10 protein-coding genes are annotated in these 16,758 nt (G+C 66.1%); 4 read left to right on the top strand and 6 right to left on the bottom strand.

Annotated elements, in window-relative coordinates; genetic code table 11:
- The first annotated feature begins 8 nt into the window (after positions 1 to 8).
- The 4 genes from hutH (at position 9) to ACCQ00_RS08450 (ending at position 5,266) form a co-directional block, all read left to right on the top strand.
- Entirely contained in the window at positions 9 to 1,550 is a 1,542-nt protein-coding gene (gene hutH / locus ACCQ00_RS08465; RefSeq protein WP_039569225.1) for a histidine ammonia-lyase, read from the top strand.
- 181 nt (positions 1,551 to 1,731) lie between these two features.
- A complete protein-coding gene (gene hutG / locus ACCQ00_RS08460) occupies positions 1,732 to 2,589 on the top strand; it encodes an N-formylglutamate deformylase (protein WP_039569219.1) in 858 nt (285 codons plus the stop codon).
- A 16-nt stretch (positions 2,590 to 2,605) separates the two neighbouring features.
- On the top strand, positions 2,606 to 4,273 hold the full coding sequence (gene hutU / locus ACCQ00_RS08455; protein WP_039569217.1) for a urocanate hydratase: 1,668 nt from the start codon (positions 2,606 to 2,608) through the stop codon (positions 4,271 to 4,273).
- Between the two features lie 264 nt (positions 4,274 to 4,537).
- Positions 4,538 to 5,266: a hypothetical protein gene (locus ACCQ00_RS08450; protein ID WP_017158165.1), complete on the top strand. Its 729-nt coding sequence runs from the start codon at positions 4,538 to 4,540 to the stop codon at positions 5,264 to 5,266.
- A 343-nt stretch (positions 5,267 to 5,609) separates the two neighbouring features.
- On the opposite strand, the gene ACCQ00_RS08445 is transcribed toward ACCQ00_RS08450, so the two are convergent.
- From ACCQ00_RS08445 to ligA, 6 genes are all read right to left on the bottom strand, one after another.
- Positions 5,610 to 8,030: a membrane-bound PQQ-dependent dehydrogenase, glucose/quinate/shikimate family gene (locus tag ACCQ00_RS08445; protein ID WP_046736002.1), complete on the bottom strand. Its 2,421-nt coding sequence runs from the start codon at positions 8,028 to 8,030 to the stop codon at positions 5,610 to 5,612.
- Positions 8,031 to 8,334: 304 nt separating this feature from the next.
- Entirely contained in the window at positions 8,335 to 11,034 is a 2,700-nt protein-coding gene (gene gyrA / locus ACCQ00_RS08440) for a DNA gyrase subunit A (RefSeq protein ID WP_039569213.1), read from the bottom strand.
- Between the two features lie 209 nt (positions 11,035 to 11,243).
- Positions 11,244 to 12,308, bottom strand: a complete 1,065-nt coding sequence (gene mtnA, locus ACCQ00_RS08435; protein WP_017158163.1) for an S-methyl-5-thioribose-1-phosphate isomerase — start codon at positions 12,306 to 12,308, stop codon at positions 11,244 to 11,246.
- Between the two features lie 187 nt (positions 12,309 to 12,495).
- The gene (locus tag ACCQ00_RS08430) at positions 12,496 to 13,182 is read right to left on the bottom strand and encodes a DUF3011 domain-containing protein (protein WP_005914882.1); all 687 of its coding nucleotides are present in this window, start codon (positions 13,180 to 13,182) and stop codon (positions 12,496 to 12,498) included.
- A 108-nt stretch (positions 13,183 to 13,290) separates the two neighbouring features.
- Positions 13,291 to 14,253 carry an EF-P lysine aminoacylase EpmA gene (gene epmA / locus ACCQ00_RS08425; RefSeq protein ID WP_017158162.1) on the bottom strand — a complete coding sequence of 321 codons (963 nt, stop codon included), beginning with the start codon at positions 14,251 to 14,253 and terminating at the stop codon, positions 13,291 to 13,293.
- Complete coding sequence (ligA, locus tag ACCQ00_RS08420) at positions 14,250 to 16,751, bottom strand: NAD-dependent DNA ligase LigA (protein WP_039569205.1); 2,502 nt, start codon at positions 16,749 to 16,751, stop codon at positions 14,250 to 14,252. Before ligA ends, epmA begins: the two co-directional genes overlap by 4 nt.
- Between the last annotated feature and the right edge of the window lie 7 nt (positions 16,752 to 16,758).

The raw sequence follows: 16,758 nt of genomic DNA, 5'->3' as shown, positions 1-16,758 counted from the left end.
GAGTCGTCATGAGTGTTTCTGTTGTCTTGCAACCCGGCCAGGTCACGCTGGCGCAATGGCGTGCGCTGTACCGCGGTGCCGACGTCGCGTTGGACGATGCATGCGCTGCTGCGGTGTTGCGCAGTGCGCAAACGGTGGAGGCCATCGTCGCGCGTGGCGAGCCGGTGTATGGCGTCAACACCGGCTTCGGCAAGCTGGCCAGCGTGCGCATCGAGCGCGAGGATCTGCAGACCCTGCAGCGCAATATCGTGCTCTCGCACGCCGCTGGCGTCGGCGAGCCCACGCCGGTGCCGGTGGTGCGGCTGATGATGGCACTCAAGCTCACCAGCCTGGCCCAGGGTGCGTCCGGCGTGCAGCCGGACACGCTGGCGTTGCTGGAAGCGATGCTGCGCGCCGGCATCACGCCGGTGGTGCCGTGCCAGGGCTCGGTAGGCGCGTCCGGCGATCTGGCACCGCTGTCGCATCTGGCCGCGGTGATGATCGGCGTTGGCGAAGCCTTCGTCGGCGCGCAGCGCCTGCCTGCTGCCGACGCGCTTGCACGCGCGCAGCTGCAGCCGCGCGTGCTGGGTGCAAAGGAAGGCTTGGCCCTGCTCAACGGCACCCAGTTTTCCACCGCCTGCGCCCTGGCCGGTCTGTTCGAAATCGAAACCGTGTTGCAGGCCGCGCTGGTCACCGGTGCGTTGTCGGTGGAAGCGGCCAAGGGCTCGGACACGCCCTTCGATGCGCGCATCCACGCGCTGCGCGGGCAACCCGGGCAGATCGCCACTGCGGCGGCATTGCGCGCCCTGATGGCCGATTCGGCCATTCGCGAATCGCATCGGCTGGGCGATGTGCGCGTGCAGGACCCCTACTGCCTGCGCTGCCAGCCGCAGGTGATGGGCGCGGCGCTGGATGTGATGCGTCAGGCCGCGCGCACCCTGGAGATCGAAGCCAATGGCGTTTCCGATAACCCGCTGGTCTTCAGCGATACCGGCGAAGCGCTGTCTGGCGGCAACTTCCACGCCGAGCCGGTGGCCTTTGCCGCGGACATGCTGGCGCTGGCGGTGTGCGAAATCGGCTCGATCAGCGAACGCCGCACCGCGATGCTGGTCGACCCGGCACTGTCCGGCCTGCCCGCCTTTCTCACCCCGCGCCCGGGCTTGAACTCCGGCTTCATGATTCCGCAGGTGACCGCTGCCGCGCTGGTATCGGAAAACAAGCAGCGCGCATATCCGGCCAGCGTGGATTCGATTCCGACCTCGGCCAATCAGGAAGATCACGTGTCGATGGCGGCGCACGGTGCGCGCCGCTTGCTGGCGATGGCCGAGAACGCCGCACACGTGATCGGAATCGAGCTGCTGGCCGCCGTGCAGGGCTGCGACTTCCACGCGCCGCCGCGCTCCAGCACCGCGCTGGAAGCGGCGCGTGCCCTGTTGCGCGCGCAGGTGCCGACACTGCAGGACGACCGCTATTTTCATCCGGATCTGCTGGCTGCCAGCGCATTGGTGCGCTCGGGCGCGTTGGCGCAGGCGGTAGCGATCCCATTGCCGGGTGTGGAGCAGGACGTATGAGTCGGCAGCGCTTCTGCATCGAATCAATCGCTGCATCGTCGCGGCCGCAGCTGCAGTCTTTGGCGATCTTTTCGAACACACACACCAACGGTGACGCGGCAGCGCGCACGCGACGCATCCGCAATGCACAGCAGCGCAACGCATGCCGCACGCTCGCAGCACGCTTACAGGGAGCGCAGCGATGAACGCCCTGCCCGGCTGGCTGGAACTGCACCGCGGCGACGCGCCATTGATCATCAGTTTTCCGCATACCGGCACCGAGTTACCGGAGGACGTGGCCGACCAGTTCGTGTCGCCGTGGCTGGCGCGCCGCGATACCGATTGGTGGATACACCAGCTTTACGACTTCGCGCAATCGCTGGGCGCCACCACGCTGCGGACTGCCATCTCGCGCTCGGTCATCGACGTCAATCGCGACCCGAGCGGGGCTTCGCTGTATCCGGGCCAGAACACCACCGGCCTGTGCCCGCTCACCACCTTCGACAACCAGCCGCTGTATGCCGATGGCGCGGCACCGGATCAGGCGCAGATCGCGTTGCGTCGCACGCGCTGGTTCGACCCCTACCACGCCGCGCTTGCCGAGGAAATTGCGCGCCTGCGCGCGCAGCACGCCAAGATCGTGGTCTACGACGCGCATTCGATCCGCTCGTTCATCCCGCATCTGTTCGATGGCGAATTGCCGCAATTCAATATCGGCAGCAACGAGGACCGCAGCTGCGACCGGCGCCTGGTGGATGCGGTGGAGCGCCTGTGCCGCAGCAGCGGCTCCAGCACGGTGCGCAACGGGCGTTTCAAGGGCGGCTGGATCACCCGCCACTACGCGCAGCCCGAGCACGGCGTGCACACCTTGCAGATGGAACTGGCCTGCCGCGGCTACATGCGCGAGCCGGACAGCCTGACTCCCGAAAACTGGCCAACGCCGTGGCAGCCGGTACACGCCGTGGTGCTGCGCGCAGTCCTGCGCCACGTGCTGCAGGCCTGCCTGCACTTCGCCAATGCGCCCTCTTCCGACACCGCGCCACCTGTGGCCACCCGTTGATTGCAAGGAACCTGGCATGACCCGTCACGATGCAACCCGCGTCATCCGCGCCGCCACCGGCACCAGGCTCACCGCCAAGAGCTGGCTGACCGAAGCGCCGCTACGCATGCTGATGAACAACCTGGACCCGGACGTGGCCGAGCGCCCGCAGGAACTGGTGGTCTATGGCGGCATCGGCCGCGCCGCGCGCGACTGGGAATCCTTCGACGCCATCGTTGCTGCGCTCACGCGTCTGGACGAGGACCAGACCTTGCTGGTGCAGTCCGGCAAACCGGTGGGCGTGTTCCGCACCCATGCCGATGCGCCGCGCGTGCTGATCGCCAATTCCAACCTGGTGCCGCGCTGGGCCAACTGGGACCACTTCAACGAACTCGATCAAAAGGGCCTGGCCATGTACGGCCAGATGACCGCCGGCAGCTGGATCTACATCGGCGCGCAAGGCATCGTGCAGGGCACCTACGAAACCTTCGTGGAAATGGGCCGCCAGCACTACGCCGGCAACCTGGCCGGCAAGTGGCTGTTCACCGGCGGTCTCGGCGGCATGGGCGGCGCGCAACCGCTGGCGGCGGTAATGGCCGGCGCCTCCTGCCTGGCAGTGGAATGCCGCCGCTCCAGCATCGACATGCGCCTGCGCACCGGGTATCTGGATACGTGGACCGACTCACTGGACGAGGCGCTGCGCCTGATCGAGGAGTCGTGCACCGCGAAGAAGCCGCTGTCGGTCGGCCTGCTCGGCAATGTTGCCGACGTGCTGGACGAACTGCTGCTGCGCGGGATCAAGCCGGATCTGTTGACCGACCAGACCTCCGCACACGACCCGGTCAACGGCTACCTGCCGCAGGGCTGGAGCGTGGAAGAGTGGGATGCAAAGCGCGTAAGTGCGCCCAAGGAAGTGGAAGCGGCGGCGCGCGAGTCGATGGCCAACCACATCCGCGCCATGCTCACCTTCCACGCACTGGGCGTGCCCACCGTCGATTACGGCAACAACCTGCGCCAGATGGCGCTGGAGGCCGGCATCGACAACGCGTTCGATTTCCCTGGCTTCGTGCCCGCCTACATCCGTCCGCTGTTCTGCCGCGGCATCGGCCCGTTCCGCTGGGTCGCGCTCAGCGGCGACCCGGACGACATCGCCAAGACCGACGCCAAGGTCAAGGAACTCATCCCCGACGATGCGCACCTGCATCGCTGGCTCGACATGGCAGCCGAAAAGATCGCCTTCCAGGGCCTGCCTGCGCGTATCTGCTGGGTGGGCCTGGGCGATCGCCACCGGCTGGGCCTGGCCTTCAACGCCATGGTGCGCAGCGGCGAGCTGAAGGCGCCGGTGGTGATCGGCCGCGACCATCTGGATTCGGGCAGCGTGGCCTCGCCCAATCGCGAAACCGAAGCGATGGCCGACGGCTCGGACGCGGTCTCCGACTGGCCGCTGCTCAATGCCCTGCTCAACACCGCCAGCGGCGCCACCTGGGTGTCGCTGCACCACGGCGGCGGCGTCGGCATGGGCTTTTCGCAGCACGCCGGCATGGTCATCGTCTGCGACGGCAGCGAGGCCGCCGACAAGCGCATCGAACGCGTGCTCTGGAACGACCCGGCCACCGGCGTGATGCGCCACGCCGATGCCGGTTACGCCATTGCAACCGATTGCGCAAAGGAAAAAGGGCTGGATTTGCCGGGGATTCTGGGCTGATCCAGCCCAACGGCGTCACGCTTGGCAGCACCGCTGCAGCAGCAGGGCTGCCCCGCCCGAAACTCGCTTCGTGCAGTCGCCACCCGCAGGCGCCCGCTGTCGGGCCTCTGCCGGCTACCACTTCCCGCTTCAGATCCTGTGCGCCGGCAAGCAGGCAGTTGCGGCGTCTGAGCTCGATGTCGCGGATCAGGGCATGCACCAAGGATCAGCCTCAAGTCTGCGCGTTGCAGGCCGACAAGATATGCAACGTTTCGAGGAATCCCCATGGGCATCCTGATCTACCTGGTGCCTGCCTTCGCACTCTGGGCGCTGATCGCTACCGGGCTGGCGTTCGTGCGTGGCCGCCAGCTGCGTGCCGAATCCGGCGAGCTTGCCAGCACGCAGGACAGCCTTGGCCGCTACCAGGCGGCGCTGTCGCAACTGAAGGCGCGTGCGGCGGCCACCACGCTGGAACTGGAATCGCTGCAGCGCAGTTATGCCGTGCTCAAGCAATCGCTGGACCAGCATGAGCAGAACGCCTCCGAACAGCAGGCAGCCGCGGCCGGCCAGGTGATTCCCATGGTGCTGGTGCAGCGGCTGGATATCGCCAGCGAGATCGGCACGCTGTTCGCGCATGTGGCGCGCGTGGCACGCAGCCTGCGTCGCTACAGCGCCTACAGCCGCGGCCACAACGCACCCGAGCCTGCCACCGCGCGCTACGACCTGCACTGGCTTGCCGATTGCCTGCACAGCTTCGATCAGGTTGGCCATGCGCTGGTGCGTGGCAATGTCGCTGCGCTGATCACCGCCTGCCAGGATCTGCTGTCGATGTACGAGCATTACCTGAAGGATGGCTCCGGCTACAACAGCCGCGACACCTTCCAGCGCCTGAGCAACGATGTGCCGCTGTCCGAAGCCACCGACGCAATTCGCTCCATCATCGTCAAGGCGACGCTGGCGCAGGATGTGCGCGATGCGGTGCAGGATGATGAGGTGGCGGCGAACGTTGGATGATTCGGGAATCGGGAATCGGGAATCGGGAATCGGGAAAGCGTGCGGCCTGATGCATCATGTGGGCAAGCGCTGGGCAGATCAGCGTTGTCTTGCCGAGATAGCTGAGCGCCTGACAGATGTGCTTCAAGAAAAAAGCGCACCGCTTGCGGTGCGCTTTTTCGTGCTTCAACGGTCCTGAGTCACTGACGAATGGTGCGATCCCTCGTTAGCTGCCGGCGGACGACGCGCGGGCGAAATCAGCATGTCTGCCTGCATTGCACACTCCGACTCCGGACACCAACCACGTGGCATGGCGTTTGCGTACGCGCCTGTCTTTAGCAGTCGCCCCCGCTCGTCTCCGACATCATTGCGCTTTCTGCGGTAACGCGTAGGCGATCAATGCATCGCCTGCCGGGGTCTCCATGAAGTGGTGCCCGCCGGCCATGATGACCAGATATTCGCGGCCACCGTATTCGTACACCATCGGGTTGGCCTGGCCGCCGGCCGGCAACTTGGCGTGCCACAGCTCCTTGCCGGTGGCCAGATCGATCGCGCGGATCAGGTCGTCGGTGGCTGCGGCAATGAAGATCAAACCGCTTGCCGTCACCACCGCGCCACCATTGTTCGGTGTCCCGATTTCGATCGGCAGGCCGGAACGGATGCCGAACGGGCCGTTGCCGCGCGCACTGCCGAAGGGGCGGTCCCACAGCGTCTTGCCGCTGGCCAGATCGATGGCGCGGATGCCGCCGTACGGCGGTTCCTTGCACAACAGCTTGGTGAACGGCAGACGCCAGCCGGCATTGACGTTGACCGCATAGGGCGTGCCGGACTGCGGGTCGCCTGCGCCTTCTGCACCGCCCGCATCGCCACGCACCTCATCGCGCGGTGCCCAACCCAGCTTGTCGGCCTTGGCGCGCGGCACCAGCAGGTTGTAGTTGGGCATGTCGTTGTAGTTGGCCACGATCACGCCGCGCCGCGGGTCCACTGCCACGCTGCCCCAATCCGAGCCGCCGTTGTAGCCGGGGTACTCGATCGAATGCCGGTCCGCTTCCGGCGGCGTATAGATGCCCTTGTAGCTGGCGGTGCGGAACTGGATACGGCACACCAACTGATCGATCGGGGTCATGCCCCACATGTCGCGCTCGGTCAGATCCGGCTTGCGCAGCGTGTGATACAGCGAGAACGGCTGCGTCTTGGCACGCATCTGCGGCTCCACGCCACCGCCTGGCACCGCTCGCTCTTCCACGCCCACCAGCGGCTTGCCGGTGCGCCGATCCAGGACGTACAGCTCGCCCTGCTTGCTCGGCAACAGCACCGCCGGCACGTTGACGCCGTCCTTGGGGAAGTCGATCAGGCTCGGTTGCGAGCCCAGGTCGTAATCCCATGCATCGATGTGGGTGGTCTGGAAATTCCATACCGGCTTGCCGGTGGCGACATCCAGCGCCACCAGCGAGGTCGCGTAACGGTTCTCCTGCGGCGTGCGCGAGCTGCTCCAGTAATCGGCGGTGGAATTGCCCATCGGCAGATAGACATAACCCAACTGCTCATCGGCTGCGGCGGTGGTCCACATATTGGGTGTGCCGCGCGTCCAGCTCTGCCCCGGCGGCGGTGCGCCGTTCCATTCCGGATGGGTCATATCCCAGGCCCAGCGCAACTTGCCGGTCACCGCATCGAAGCCTTCGATCACACCGGAAGGCTCGTAACGCTTCTGTCCGTCCAGCACCTGATGCCCGGTGACCACCACGCCGCGCACGATGGCCGGCGGCGAATTGATCGACACATAGCCCGGCGGCGTCTCGCCCATACCGACAGTGATATCGACCTGACCGTTGCTGCCGAAATCCGGGCACGGCGTGCCGCTGCGTGCATCCAGCGCGATCAAGCGCCCGTCGAGCGTACCTTCGATCACGCGCGTGCCGCATAGCTGCGCCGATGAGGTTGCAGCTGTTTCAGCATCCGCAGCGTTGGCAGCCGCCGGCACTTCGTAATACGAGACCCCTCGGCATGCCGCCGTGTACGGAATCGCCTCGTCCTTGACCTTGGGGTCGTAGCGCCAGCGCTGCTTGCCGCTGGCGGCGTCCAGCGCAATCACCTGGTTGCGTGCAGTACACAGGTAGAGGCTGTCGCCCACCTTCAGCGGCGTGGTTTCCGCACCCCAGCGCTTGGTGGGCAGATCGCCGGTGTGGAAAAGCCAGGCTTGCTGCAGCTGCGCCACGTTGTCGCGATTGATCTGCTGCAACGGCGAATAGCGCTGGCCAGCCTGGCTGCGTCCGTACGCGGCCCAATCGCCATCGGCAGGTGCGTTGGCCGGCTGTGCGCCGGACGCCGCGACCGGGGCGGATGTGTCGCGGGTGACCAGGCCACCGAGCACGCCTGCCGCATGCGCCAGCGCGCCGTCGGCTTCCATCACGCCATGCGGCAGGAACGCCAATGCAAACGCCACCACAAATACCACCGCCAGCGCACCGGCCAGGCTGCGCGATACGGTGCGCGACACGGGGCGCTGCAGTTTCGGCAGCAACAGCGCGAGCACCAATGCCAGGCCCACGATCAGGCCCAGACGCGGCACCCAGCGCCAGTAATCGCTGCCCGATTCCCACCACGTCCAAAGCAACGAAACCGCCACCACGCCGGCAAACCACCAGGCGCCCGCATTGCGGCCACGAAACAGCAGCGCGCCGGCAACGAGCATCGCCGCACCGGCCGGTGCGTAGTACCAGGAGCCCCCTAACGCAGCCAGCCACACGCCACCGGCAAGCAGTACCGCACCCAGTAATGCAATCACGCCTCCCAAGGTCGCCAGCGCCCAATGGCCGCGACCGGAAGGAATGGCCGCGACCGGAAGGACGATCCAGAATCGTCATCAGTTGTTCCTCTTCGAACCAGCGGCGACGCAACGCCGCCGCACCACCCGCAACCTTCGACCCGTGCCAGTGAAAGAGCTGCGATCTTTGCGGCGAACGCATGAAGACACTGCGTTGCAGATGTCAGCGCACGCCATAAAGCGTGACGCCCCAGAAACGTCGCGCATAAAAAAACGCCGGTTTTCACCGGCGTTTCTGGTCAAGTGCATGGCAGCGGCAATGCGATCACGCGTCGGCTGGCGGCGCGTCGCTCACGCTTGCGCTTGCTTCGTCCACCACCTCATCCACTTCATCCAGCGACGCATCCAGGCGTTCGACCGCCTGCAACTTTTCGCCCTTGGACAAGCGGATCAGCGTGACGCCCTGCGTGTTACGGCCCACGCGCGAGATCTCCGAACCACGTGTCCGCACCAGCGTGCCGCCATCGGAAATCAGCAGCACTTCATCGGTGGCGCCCAGCAGCACCGCACGCACCAGCTTGCCGTTGCGCTCGGTGGTCTGGATGCCGATCACGCCCTGGGTGCCACGCCCCTTGCGTGGGTATTCGGTCAGCGGGGTGCGCTTGCCGTAGCCGTTCTCGGTGGCCGTCAGGATGTAGGCCACGTTGCCGTCGTCGGCGACCTCGATCACCGCAGACTCGCCGGCATCGGTGGCTTCCACCACGTCATCGACCTCCTCGCCTTCGATGTCTTCTTCCACGCCGCCGGCACGCTCGGCCACGATCAGGCTGACCACTTCCTCGCCCTTGGTCAGACGGATACCGCGCACGCCGGTGGCGGTACGACCCATCGAACGCACGGTGGATTCGCCAAAGCGCACGGTCTTGCCGTTGGAGGCGAACAGCAACACGTCGCGGTCGCCATCGGTCAAGGCCACGCCGACCAGCGCATCGCCCTCGTCCAAATTGATGGCGATCTTGCCGCGCGCCAGGCGGAAGGCGAATTCGCTCAACGGCGTCTTCTTGACCGTGCCGTTGCGCGTGGCAAAGAACACGTAGCGGTTGTCGGCGTATTCGCGCACCGGCAGCACCGCCTGCACACGCTCGCCAGCTTCCAGCGGAATCCAGTTGATGATCGGGCGGCCACGCGCATTGGAGCCGGCTTCCGGCAACTGGTGCACCGGCAGCCAGAACACCTTGCCGCTGCTGGTGAAGGTCAGCAGCGTGTCGTGCGTGTTGACCAGCCACAGCTGGTCGATGAAATCTTCTTCCTTGGTCGCTGCGGCAGAGCGACCACGGCCACCACGGCGCTGCGCGCGATACGCGCTCACCGGCTGGCGCTTGGCATAGCCGGCGTGCGACAGCGTCACCACCACGTCTTCCGGCGCGATCAGATCCAGGATGTCCAGGTCTTCCTCGCTGTGACGGATCTCGGTGCGGCGTTCGTCGCCGTATTCTTCGCGGATATTGATCAGCTCGTCGCGGATCACCTGCAGCAGCACGTCCGGGTTTTCCAGGATGCGGATCAGGCCTTCGATGACGCCGAGCAATTGCTTGTACTCGTCGGTCAGCTTTTCCTGTTCCAACCCGGTCAGGCGATGCAGACGCATTTCCAGGATCTGCGAGGCCTGCACTTCGCTGAGCTGGTAGAAGCCCTGGATCAGGCCCACGCCCGGCGGCAGATCTTCCGGCTTGGAGGCTTCGGCACCGGCCGCGCCCAGCAACGCGCCCACCAGGCCCGGTTGCCAGGTCTTGGCCAGCATGCGCTCGCGCGCTTCCTGCGGATTGGCCGAGGTCTTGATCAACTCGATCATTTCATCGATGTTGGCCAACGCAACGGTCAGGCCTTCCAGCACGTGCGCACGCGCACGCGCCTTGCGCAGTTCGAAAATGGTGCGACGGGTGACCACCTCGCGGCGGTGGCGGATGAACGCCTCCAGCATCTGCTTGAGGTTCATCAACTGCGGGCGGCCGTCGATCAGCGCCACCATGTTGATGCCGAACACCGCCTCCATCTGGGTCTGCTGGTACAGGTTGTTGAGCACAACCTCGGCCGATTCGCCGCGCTTGACCTCGATGTAGATGCGCATGCCGTCCTTGTCGGACTCATCGCGCAGCTCGCTGATGCCTTCGAGCTTCTTTTCCTTGACCAGCTCGGCGATCTTCTCGATCAGCCGCGCCTTGTTGACCTGGTACGGGATCTCGGTAACGACGATCGCCTCGCGGCCGTTGTCGGCCACTTCCACATCGGCCTTGGCGCGGATGCGCACGCGGCCACGGCCGGTGCGATAGCCGGCGGCGATGCCGGCGGTGCCGTTGATGATGCCGGCGGTGGGGAAGTCCGGGCCCGGGATGTATTCCATCAGGCCTTCGACGTCCAGCTCGGGCGTGTCGATCAGCGCGATGCAGGCATTGATCGCTTCGGTCAGGTTATGCGGCGGGATATTGGTGGCCATGCCCACCGCGATACCGGCCGAGCCATTGACCAGCAGGCTCGGGAACCGGGTCGGCATGACCGTCGGCTCCTGTTCCTTTTCGTCGTAATTGGGCTGGAAATCGACGGTTTCCTTGTCGATGTCGGCCATCAGCTCATGCGCCAGCCGCGACATGCGCGACTCGGTGTAACGCATCGCCGCAGCAGAGTCGCCGTCGACCGAACCGAAGTTACCCTGGCCGTCCACCATCATGTAGCGCAGCGAGAACGGCTGCGCCATGCGCACCAGCGTGTCGTACACCGACTGGTCGCCGTGCGGGTGGTACTTACCAATGACGTCGCCGACGATACGCGCCGACTTGAAGTAGGCCTTGTTGCTGTGGGCGCCCAGCTCGTGCATCGCGTACAGCACGCGCCGGTGCACAGGCTTGAGGCCATCACGGGCATCGGGGAGTGCGCGGCCCACGATCACGCTCATCGCGTAATCGAGATAGCTCTTGCGCATCTCGTCTTCCAGGTTGACCTGGATGATTTCCTTGGCGGTTTCTGCCATTCGGGTTCCGTATGTGAGGTGGCGGGCGAGCCGGAAAGCCGCGTCGGGAGCGCCCTTGCATCAGGCTGCCGACCCCACGCTCCCGCCGATCGATTCAAGCGCCGGATTGTACCACGGCAGGGCCTCCCGACGCCTCCGCTTTACCAGCCAGAAACAAGCACTTGCAGGGAGTTTTGGCGGTGTTGGCAGCCGGGCGGGCGGCCCCGGGCTCAGCTGCCGAAGGCGGCCTGCATCCGCGCCAGGTCCGGCTGCGCGATCACGCCGCGTTCGGTGACGATTGCGTCGATCAGATCGCCCGGAGTGACGTCGAAGACCGGGTTCCAGGCATGGATGCCGTCGGCCACCGTCCTGACCCCGCCCACGCCGAACAGCTCGCCGGGATCGCGTTGCTCGATCTCGATCTGGTTCCCGTTGGCCGTTGCCATATCCACCGTGGACGAGGGCGCTACCACCATGAACTTCACGCCATGGTGGCGCGCGGCGATGGCCAGCTGGTAGGTGCCGATCTTGTTGGCGGTATCGCCATTGGCGCAGATGCGATCGGCGCCGACGATCACCCATTGCACCAGCCCGGATTTCATCAGATGCGAGGCCGCCGAATCGGCGATCAAGGTGGCGTCGATACCGTCCTGCTGCAGCTCCCACACGGTCAGGCGGGCGCCCTGCAGCCACGGCCGGGTCTCGCCGGCAAACACCTTGGCAATGCGTTGTTGCGCCATGCCGGCGCGGATCACGCCCAGTGCGGTGCCGAATCCGGCGGTGGCCAGCGAGCCGGTGTTGCAATGGGTGAGCACGCCGCTGCCTGGGGCGATCAGCGCGGCGCCAAGCGCGCCCATGTGGCGGTTGGCGGCCAGGTCTTCATCGGCGATGGCCTGCGCTTCGCGCGCGAGCACCTCGCGCCAGTCGGCGCCGGCCGCGCCCAGCACCCGGCGCATGCGCATCAGTGCCCAGGCCAGGTTGACGGCAGTCGGACGCGCCGCGTTGAGCCGCAGCAGCGCCGGCTCGAGCTTCTGCAGCGCAGCGCTGCCGTCGTCGGCAGCGATGTCGCGCGCGGCCAGCACCACGCCCCAACCTGCCGCAATGCCGATCGCCGGCGCACCGCGCACGGCCAGCGAATGGATCGCCTCGGCCACCGCATCGCTGCTGTCGCAACGCACATGCGCCACCTCGAAGGGCAGCTTGCGTTGGTCGAGCAGTTCAAGGGCATCGCCGGTCCACAACAGTGGCCGGATGTGGTCGTAGCGGGCGTAATCGATATGGGCGCTGTCGTTCATGCGTCCATTGTAAGGCGCGCGCAGCGCCTGCGCTGTTGCACGAACGCGCGGTCTTGGCGCGGCGAACAACACCACTGCACAGCCGGCAGGCGGGCGCGGCCGGTGCTCGTACCACGGGTACACCGGCGCTTGCTGCGCGTCGCCCCTGCCAACCGGACGACCGCACGCGATGTCGTGTTGGCTGCTCTCAGTCGACGATGAACTCGGCGCGGCAGCCGTCGTTCACCCACACCCCATCGCGGCTCCAGCCCCAGGTCTGGCCTTCCACGCATGGCGTCTTGGACATCTGCCGGCCCAGGCGCACCGCGCGTTCCACCGACACGCCGCAGGTGCGGCGCGCGCTTTTCTTCGATTCGCAGGTGACCATGCGCGGCACCGCGACGAAGCCGGAGCCGTCTTCTGCGCCCACCTCGAATTCGCCATCGCATCCACGCGAGACCCAGATTTCGTTACGGCGAACGCCCCAGGTGCGCCCTTCCTTGCACGGCCACATCGAGCGTTGCCGCAGCAGCCGCACCGGCGCGCCACGCAGTACTACCGGGCATGCCACGGTGCCCCCATTGGAATCGCAGCGCACCACGCGGCGCATCACCGTTGCGGTCTGCGCACGGGTTGCGGCGAATTCGGCGCGGCAGCCTTGTTCGACCCACACGCCATCGCGTTCGACATCCCATTCGCTACCGCGGATGCAGCTGGTTTCGGAGAGCTGGCGCACCAGTTGCACGCCTTGGGCGGTCTCCATCGCGCAGTGCACGCGCGCCAGGTCCTTGGACTCGCAGCGCACCACGCCGGCTGCGCGGTCGGACGCGCGCGCATCGGCGAGCAGCAGCAGCGGCAAGCACCACAAACCGCATAAGCTGACCAGCCACTTCATGCCGACAATCCTCACCCCGAACGATCTTCGCCGCGCCCCCGTGGACGTGAAGATGAGAGCATCATCGATGTGAAGATAGCAATACGGCGCCGATGACAGCCAGATGACTCAGGCGTGGGCGAAGTCGAACGCCAGCACGTCGGCAATCTGCGTGGTGTCGCGCAAGGCCATCAACAGGCGATCCACGCCCACCGCCACACCGGCGCAGTCGGGCAACTGCGACAACACCGCCAGCAGGCGCTCGTCCAGTGGCAGCTGCGGCAATCCACGTGCCGCACGCACGGCGTTGTCGCGCTCAAACCGCGCACGCTGCTCCTGCGCATCGTTCAGTTCGTGATAGCCATTGGCCACCTCGAAACTGCCCAGATACAGCTCGAAGCGCTCGGCCACCGGCGGGTCATCGTGGCGGATCCGAGCCAACGCACATTGACTGGCCGGCCAATCGTGCACCACCGTCAGGGTGTCGCTGGCAAAGCCCGGCTGGATGCGATGGGTCATCAGCAGGTCCAGCCAATCGTCGCGGGTCAGGCCCACGGGATCGATGGCGACGTCATGCAAGCCAGCGCGTAGCCTTTCGAGCGGGTCGCACACGGGGTCGATGCCCAACGTCTGCACAAAGAGCGCGCGATAGGTCAGCACCTGCACCCTCGCCTGGCGCCCGACCAGCGCCAGCGCGCGACGCACCAGTTCGATGGTCTCCTGCGCCAGACTGCGATCGTTCCAGCCTACCCGATACCATTCGAGCATGCTGAACTCGGGATTGTGACGGCCACCGGCTTCGCCATTGCGAAACACCCGCCCCAGCTCGTAGCAATCGCCCAGGCCGGCGGCAAGCAGGCGCTTGAGCGGATATTCCGGCGAGGTACGCAACCAGCGCAGCGGGGCGCCGGCATCGACATGGCCGGTGAAGCGCGTACTGAAACTTTCGATATTCGGCTCGGTATTGCCGGCCTCCGAAAGCACCGGCGTTTCCACTTCCAGCACGCCGCGTTCGGCGAAAAACTCGCGGATCGTGGCGTTGAGCCGCGCCCGCAACTGCAGCGCGGCCAGATCCAGCTGCGCCGTGTTCATGGCTGTTGGCCGTGCTCGCCCAGGAAGGCCAGCAGACGCGCTTCGTCCCAGATCTCCACGCCCAACGACTGCGCCTTGTCGAGCTTGGAACCGGCTTCTTCGCCGGCCACCAGGAAGGCGGTCTTCTTCGACACGCTACCGGCAACCTTGGCGCCCAATGCTTCGAGCCGCTGCTTGGCCGCATCGCGGGTCAATGCAGCCAGGGTCCCGGTGATGACCACGGTCTGGCCATCGAGCGGGCCGGTCTTTTCCTCGCCGGCCTCCGGCAGCACCGCCAGCAGCTCGGAAAGCTTTTTCTGTGCCCTGACCGCAAGCTCGTCGTTGGCCGATACCAACAGCCAGGCCGCGAGCGATTCGGCTACCGGCTGCGGTAAGCCCGCTTCTAGGAGAGGCTCAGGACCGCCGTTGCGCAGACCATCGATCGAACCGAACGCGTTCGCGATCTGTACGGCGCGGATTGGCGTGACCTTGGGAATCTCCAGATCCTCTAGCAAATTGGCAAAACTCAGCGCCTCGCGCAGCTTGGGCGAAGGCGGATGCGTATCGCCGATGCGCACGCCACGCTGCAGCAGGTCATTGATGGCCTGCTGATTGCCGGCCTGATCGAAGAAGTGCCCAAGCGAACGCGCCACTTCGCCGCCGATGTCCGGCACGCGCTTGAACAGCGGCCACGGCAGATGCCGGATCCGTTCCAGATCGCCGAACCAGACCGACAAGGCCTTGGCCGTGCTTTCGCCCACATGTTCGATGCCCAGCGCAAACAGGAAACGCTCCAGCGTGGTGTCGCGCGATGTCTCGATCGCCTCGATCAGATTCTCCGCCCACTTGGTGGCGATCTTCTTGCGATTCCAGTCGAAGCTCGGCAAGCCTGCGCGCAGCAGATCGGCCTGCCAGGTCTGCGGCACCTCGCGCTCGCCGGCCAGGTCCACGCCGATGCCGACCACGCTGGTTTCCAGCTGCGCATATGCGCCGCTGGCCAGATGGTCGCGCGCCTCGCGCAGAAACGCGTGCGGGCTCTCGGCGGTGCTGATCAGGCGCAATTGCAGCAGCTGATCCACGCTGAGCAGATACAGGTCGGCCACGCCTTTCACCAGGCCGCTATCCACCAGCACTTCGATGAATTTTTCGCCCAGACCGTCCACATCCATCGCGCGCCGCGAGACGAAATGCCGGAACGCCTCCTTGCGCTGCGCCGGGCAGGTCAATTCGCCGGAACAGCGCCAGACCGCCTGGCCTTCTTCGCGCACGATCTGCGAACCGCACACCGGGCATTGGGTCGGCATCTGCCAGGCCTGGGTACCGGGCGGGCGCTGGTCGGCCACCACAGCGGCCACTTCAGGAATGACATCGCCGGCGCGGCGCACGATCACGGTGTCGCCCACGCGCACATCCAGCCGCGCGATCTGGTCGGCGTTGTGCAGCGTGGCGTTGGTGACGATCACCCCGGCTACATGCACCGGCTTCAGTCGCGCCACCGGCGTGGCCGCACCGGTGCGGCCGATCTGGATCTCGATCGCCTCCACCGTGGTGGACTGCTCCTGTGCGGGGAACTTGTGTGCAATCGCCCAACGCGGTGCGCGCGAGACGAAGCCCATTTCGCGCTGCCCGGCCAGATCGTCGAGCTTGTACACCACGCCATCGATATCGAAGGCCAGCCCGTCGCGCGCCTCACCGATGCGCTGGTAATACGCCAGCAAACCGTCGCTGCCCTGCACCACCTCCACCAGCGCGCTGACCGGAAAGCCCCACGCGCGCAACTGCGCCAGGATCGCCGAATGTGTCTGCGGCAGTGCGCCTTCGCTCACTTCGCCGACGCCGTAGGCAAAGAAACTCAACGGGCGCTGCGCGGTGATGCGTGCATCCAGCTGCCGCAGCGAGCCGGCCGCGCCATTGCGCGGGTTGGCCAGCACCTTGCCGCCCTGCGCACGCATCTGTGCGTTGTAGGCTTCGAACGCGGCGCGCGGCATGTAGACCTCGCCGCGCACTTCCAGCACTTGCGGCCAGCCCTCGCCACGCAGCCGCAACGGAATCGCCTTGACGGTGCGCAGGTTGGCGCTGACATCCTCGCCGGTGGCGCCATCGCCGCGCGTGGCGCCCTGCACGAACTCGCCATTCTCGTAGCGCAGGCTGATCGCCAGGCCATCGAGCTTGGGTTCGGCCGAAAACAGCGGTTGCTTGACCTCCAGCCGCTCGCTGATGCGCCGCACGAACTCGGTCACTTCCTCATCGCTGAAGGCATTGCCCAACGACAGCATCGGCAAGGCATGACGCACTTCGGCAAACCGCGAGGCGGCCAGATGGCCGACGCGCTGGGTTGGCGAATCGGCACTGGCCAATTCCGGGTGCGCGCGCTCCAAGGCCTCCAGCTCACGCATCAGCTTGTCGTAATCGGCATCGGCCATCTGCGGCTCGTCGAGCACGTGATACCGGTAGTTGGCGTCTTCGATGCGACGGCGCAGTGCATCGATGCGCTGAGCGGGATCCGGGCTGGCAGTCATACGATCG

This window comes from Xanthomonas sp. NCPPB 3761 (genome assembly GCF_041475705.2).
Classification (GTDB): domain Bacteria; phylum Pseudomonadota; class Gammaproteobacteria; order Xanthomonadales; family Xanthomonadaceae; genus Xanthomonas; species Xanthomonas phaseoli.
The sequence above is the reverse complement of the archived record's forward strand: the minus strand, read 5'-3'. Positions and strand labels throughout refer to the sequence as shown.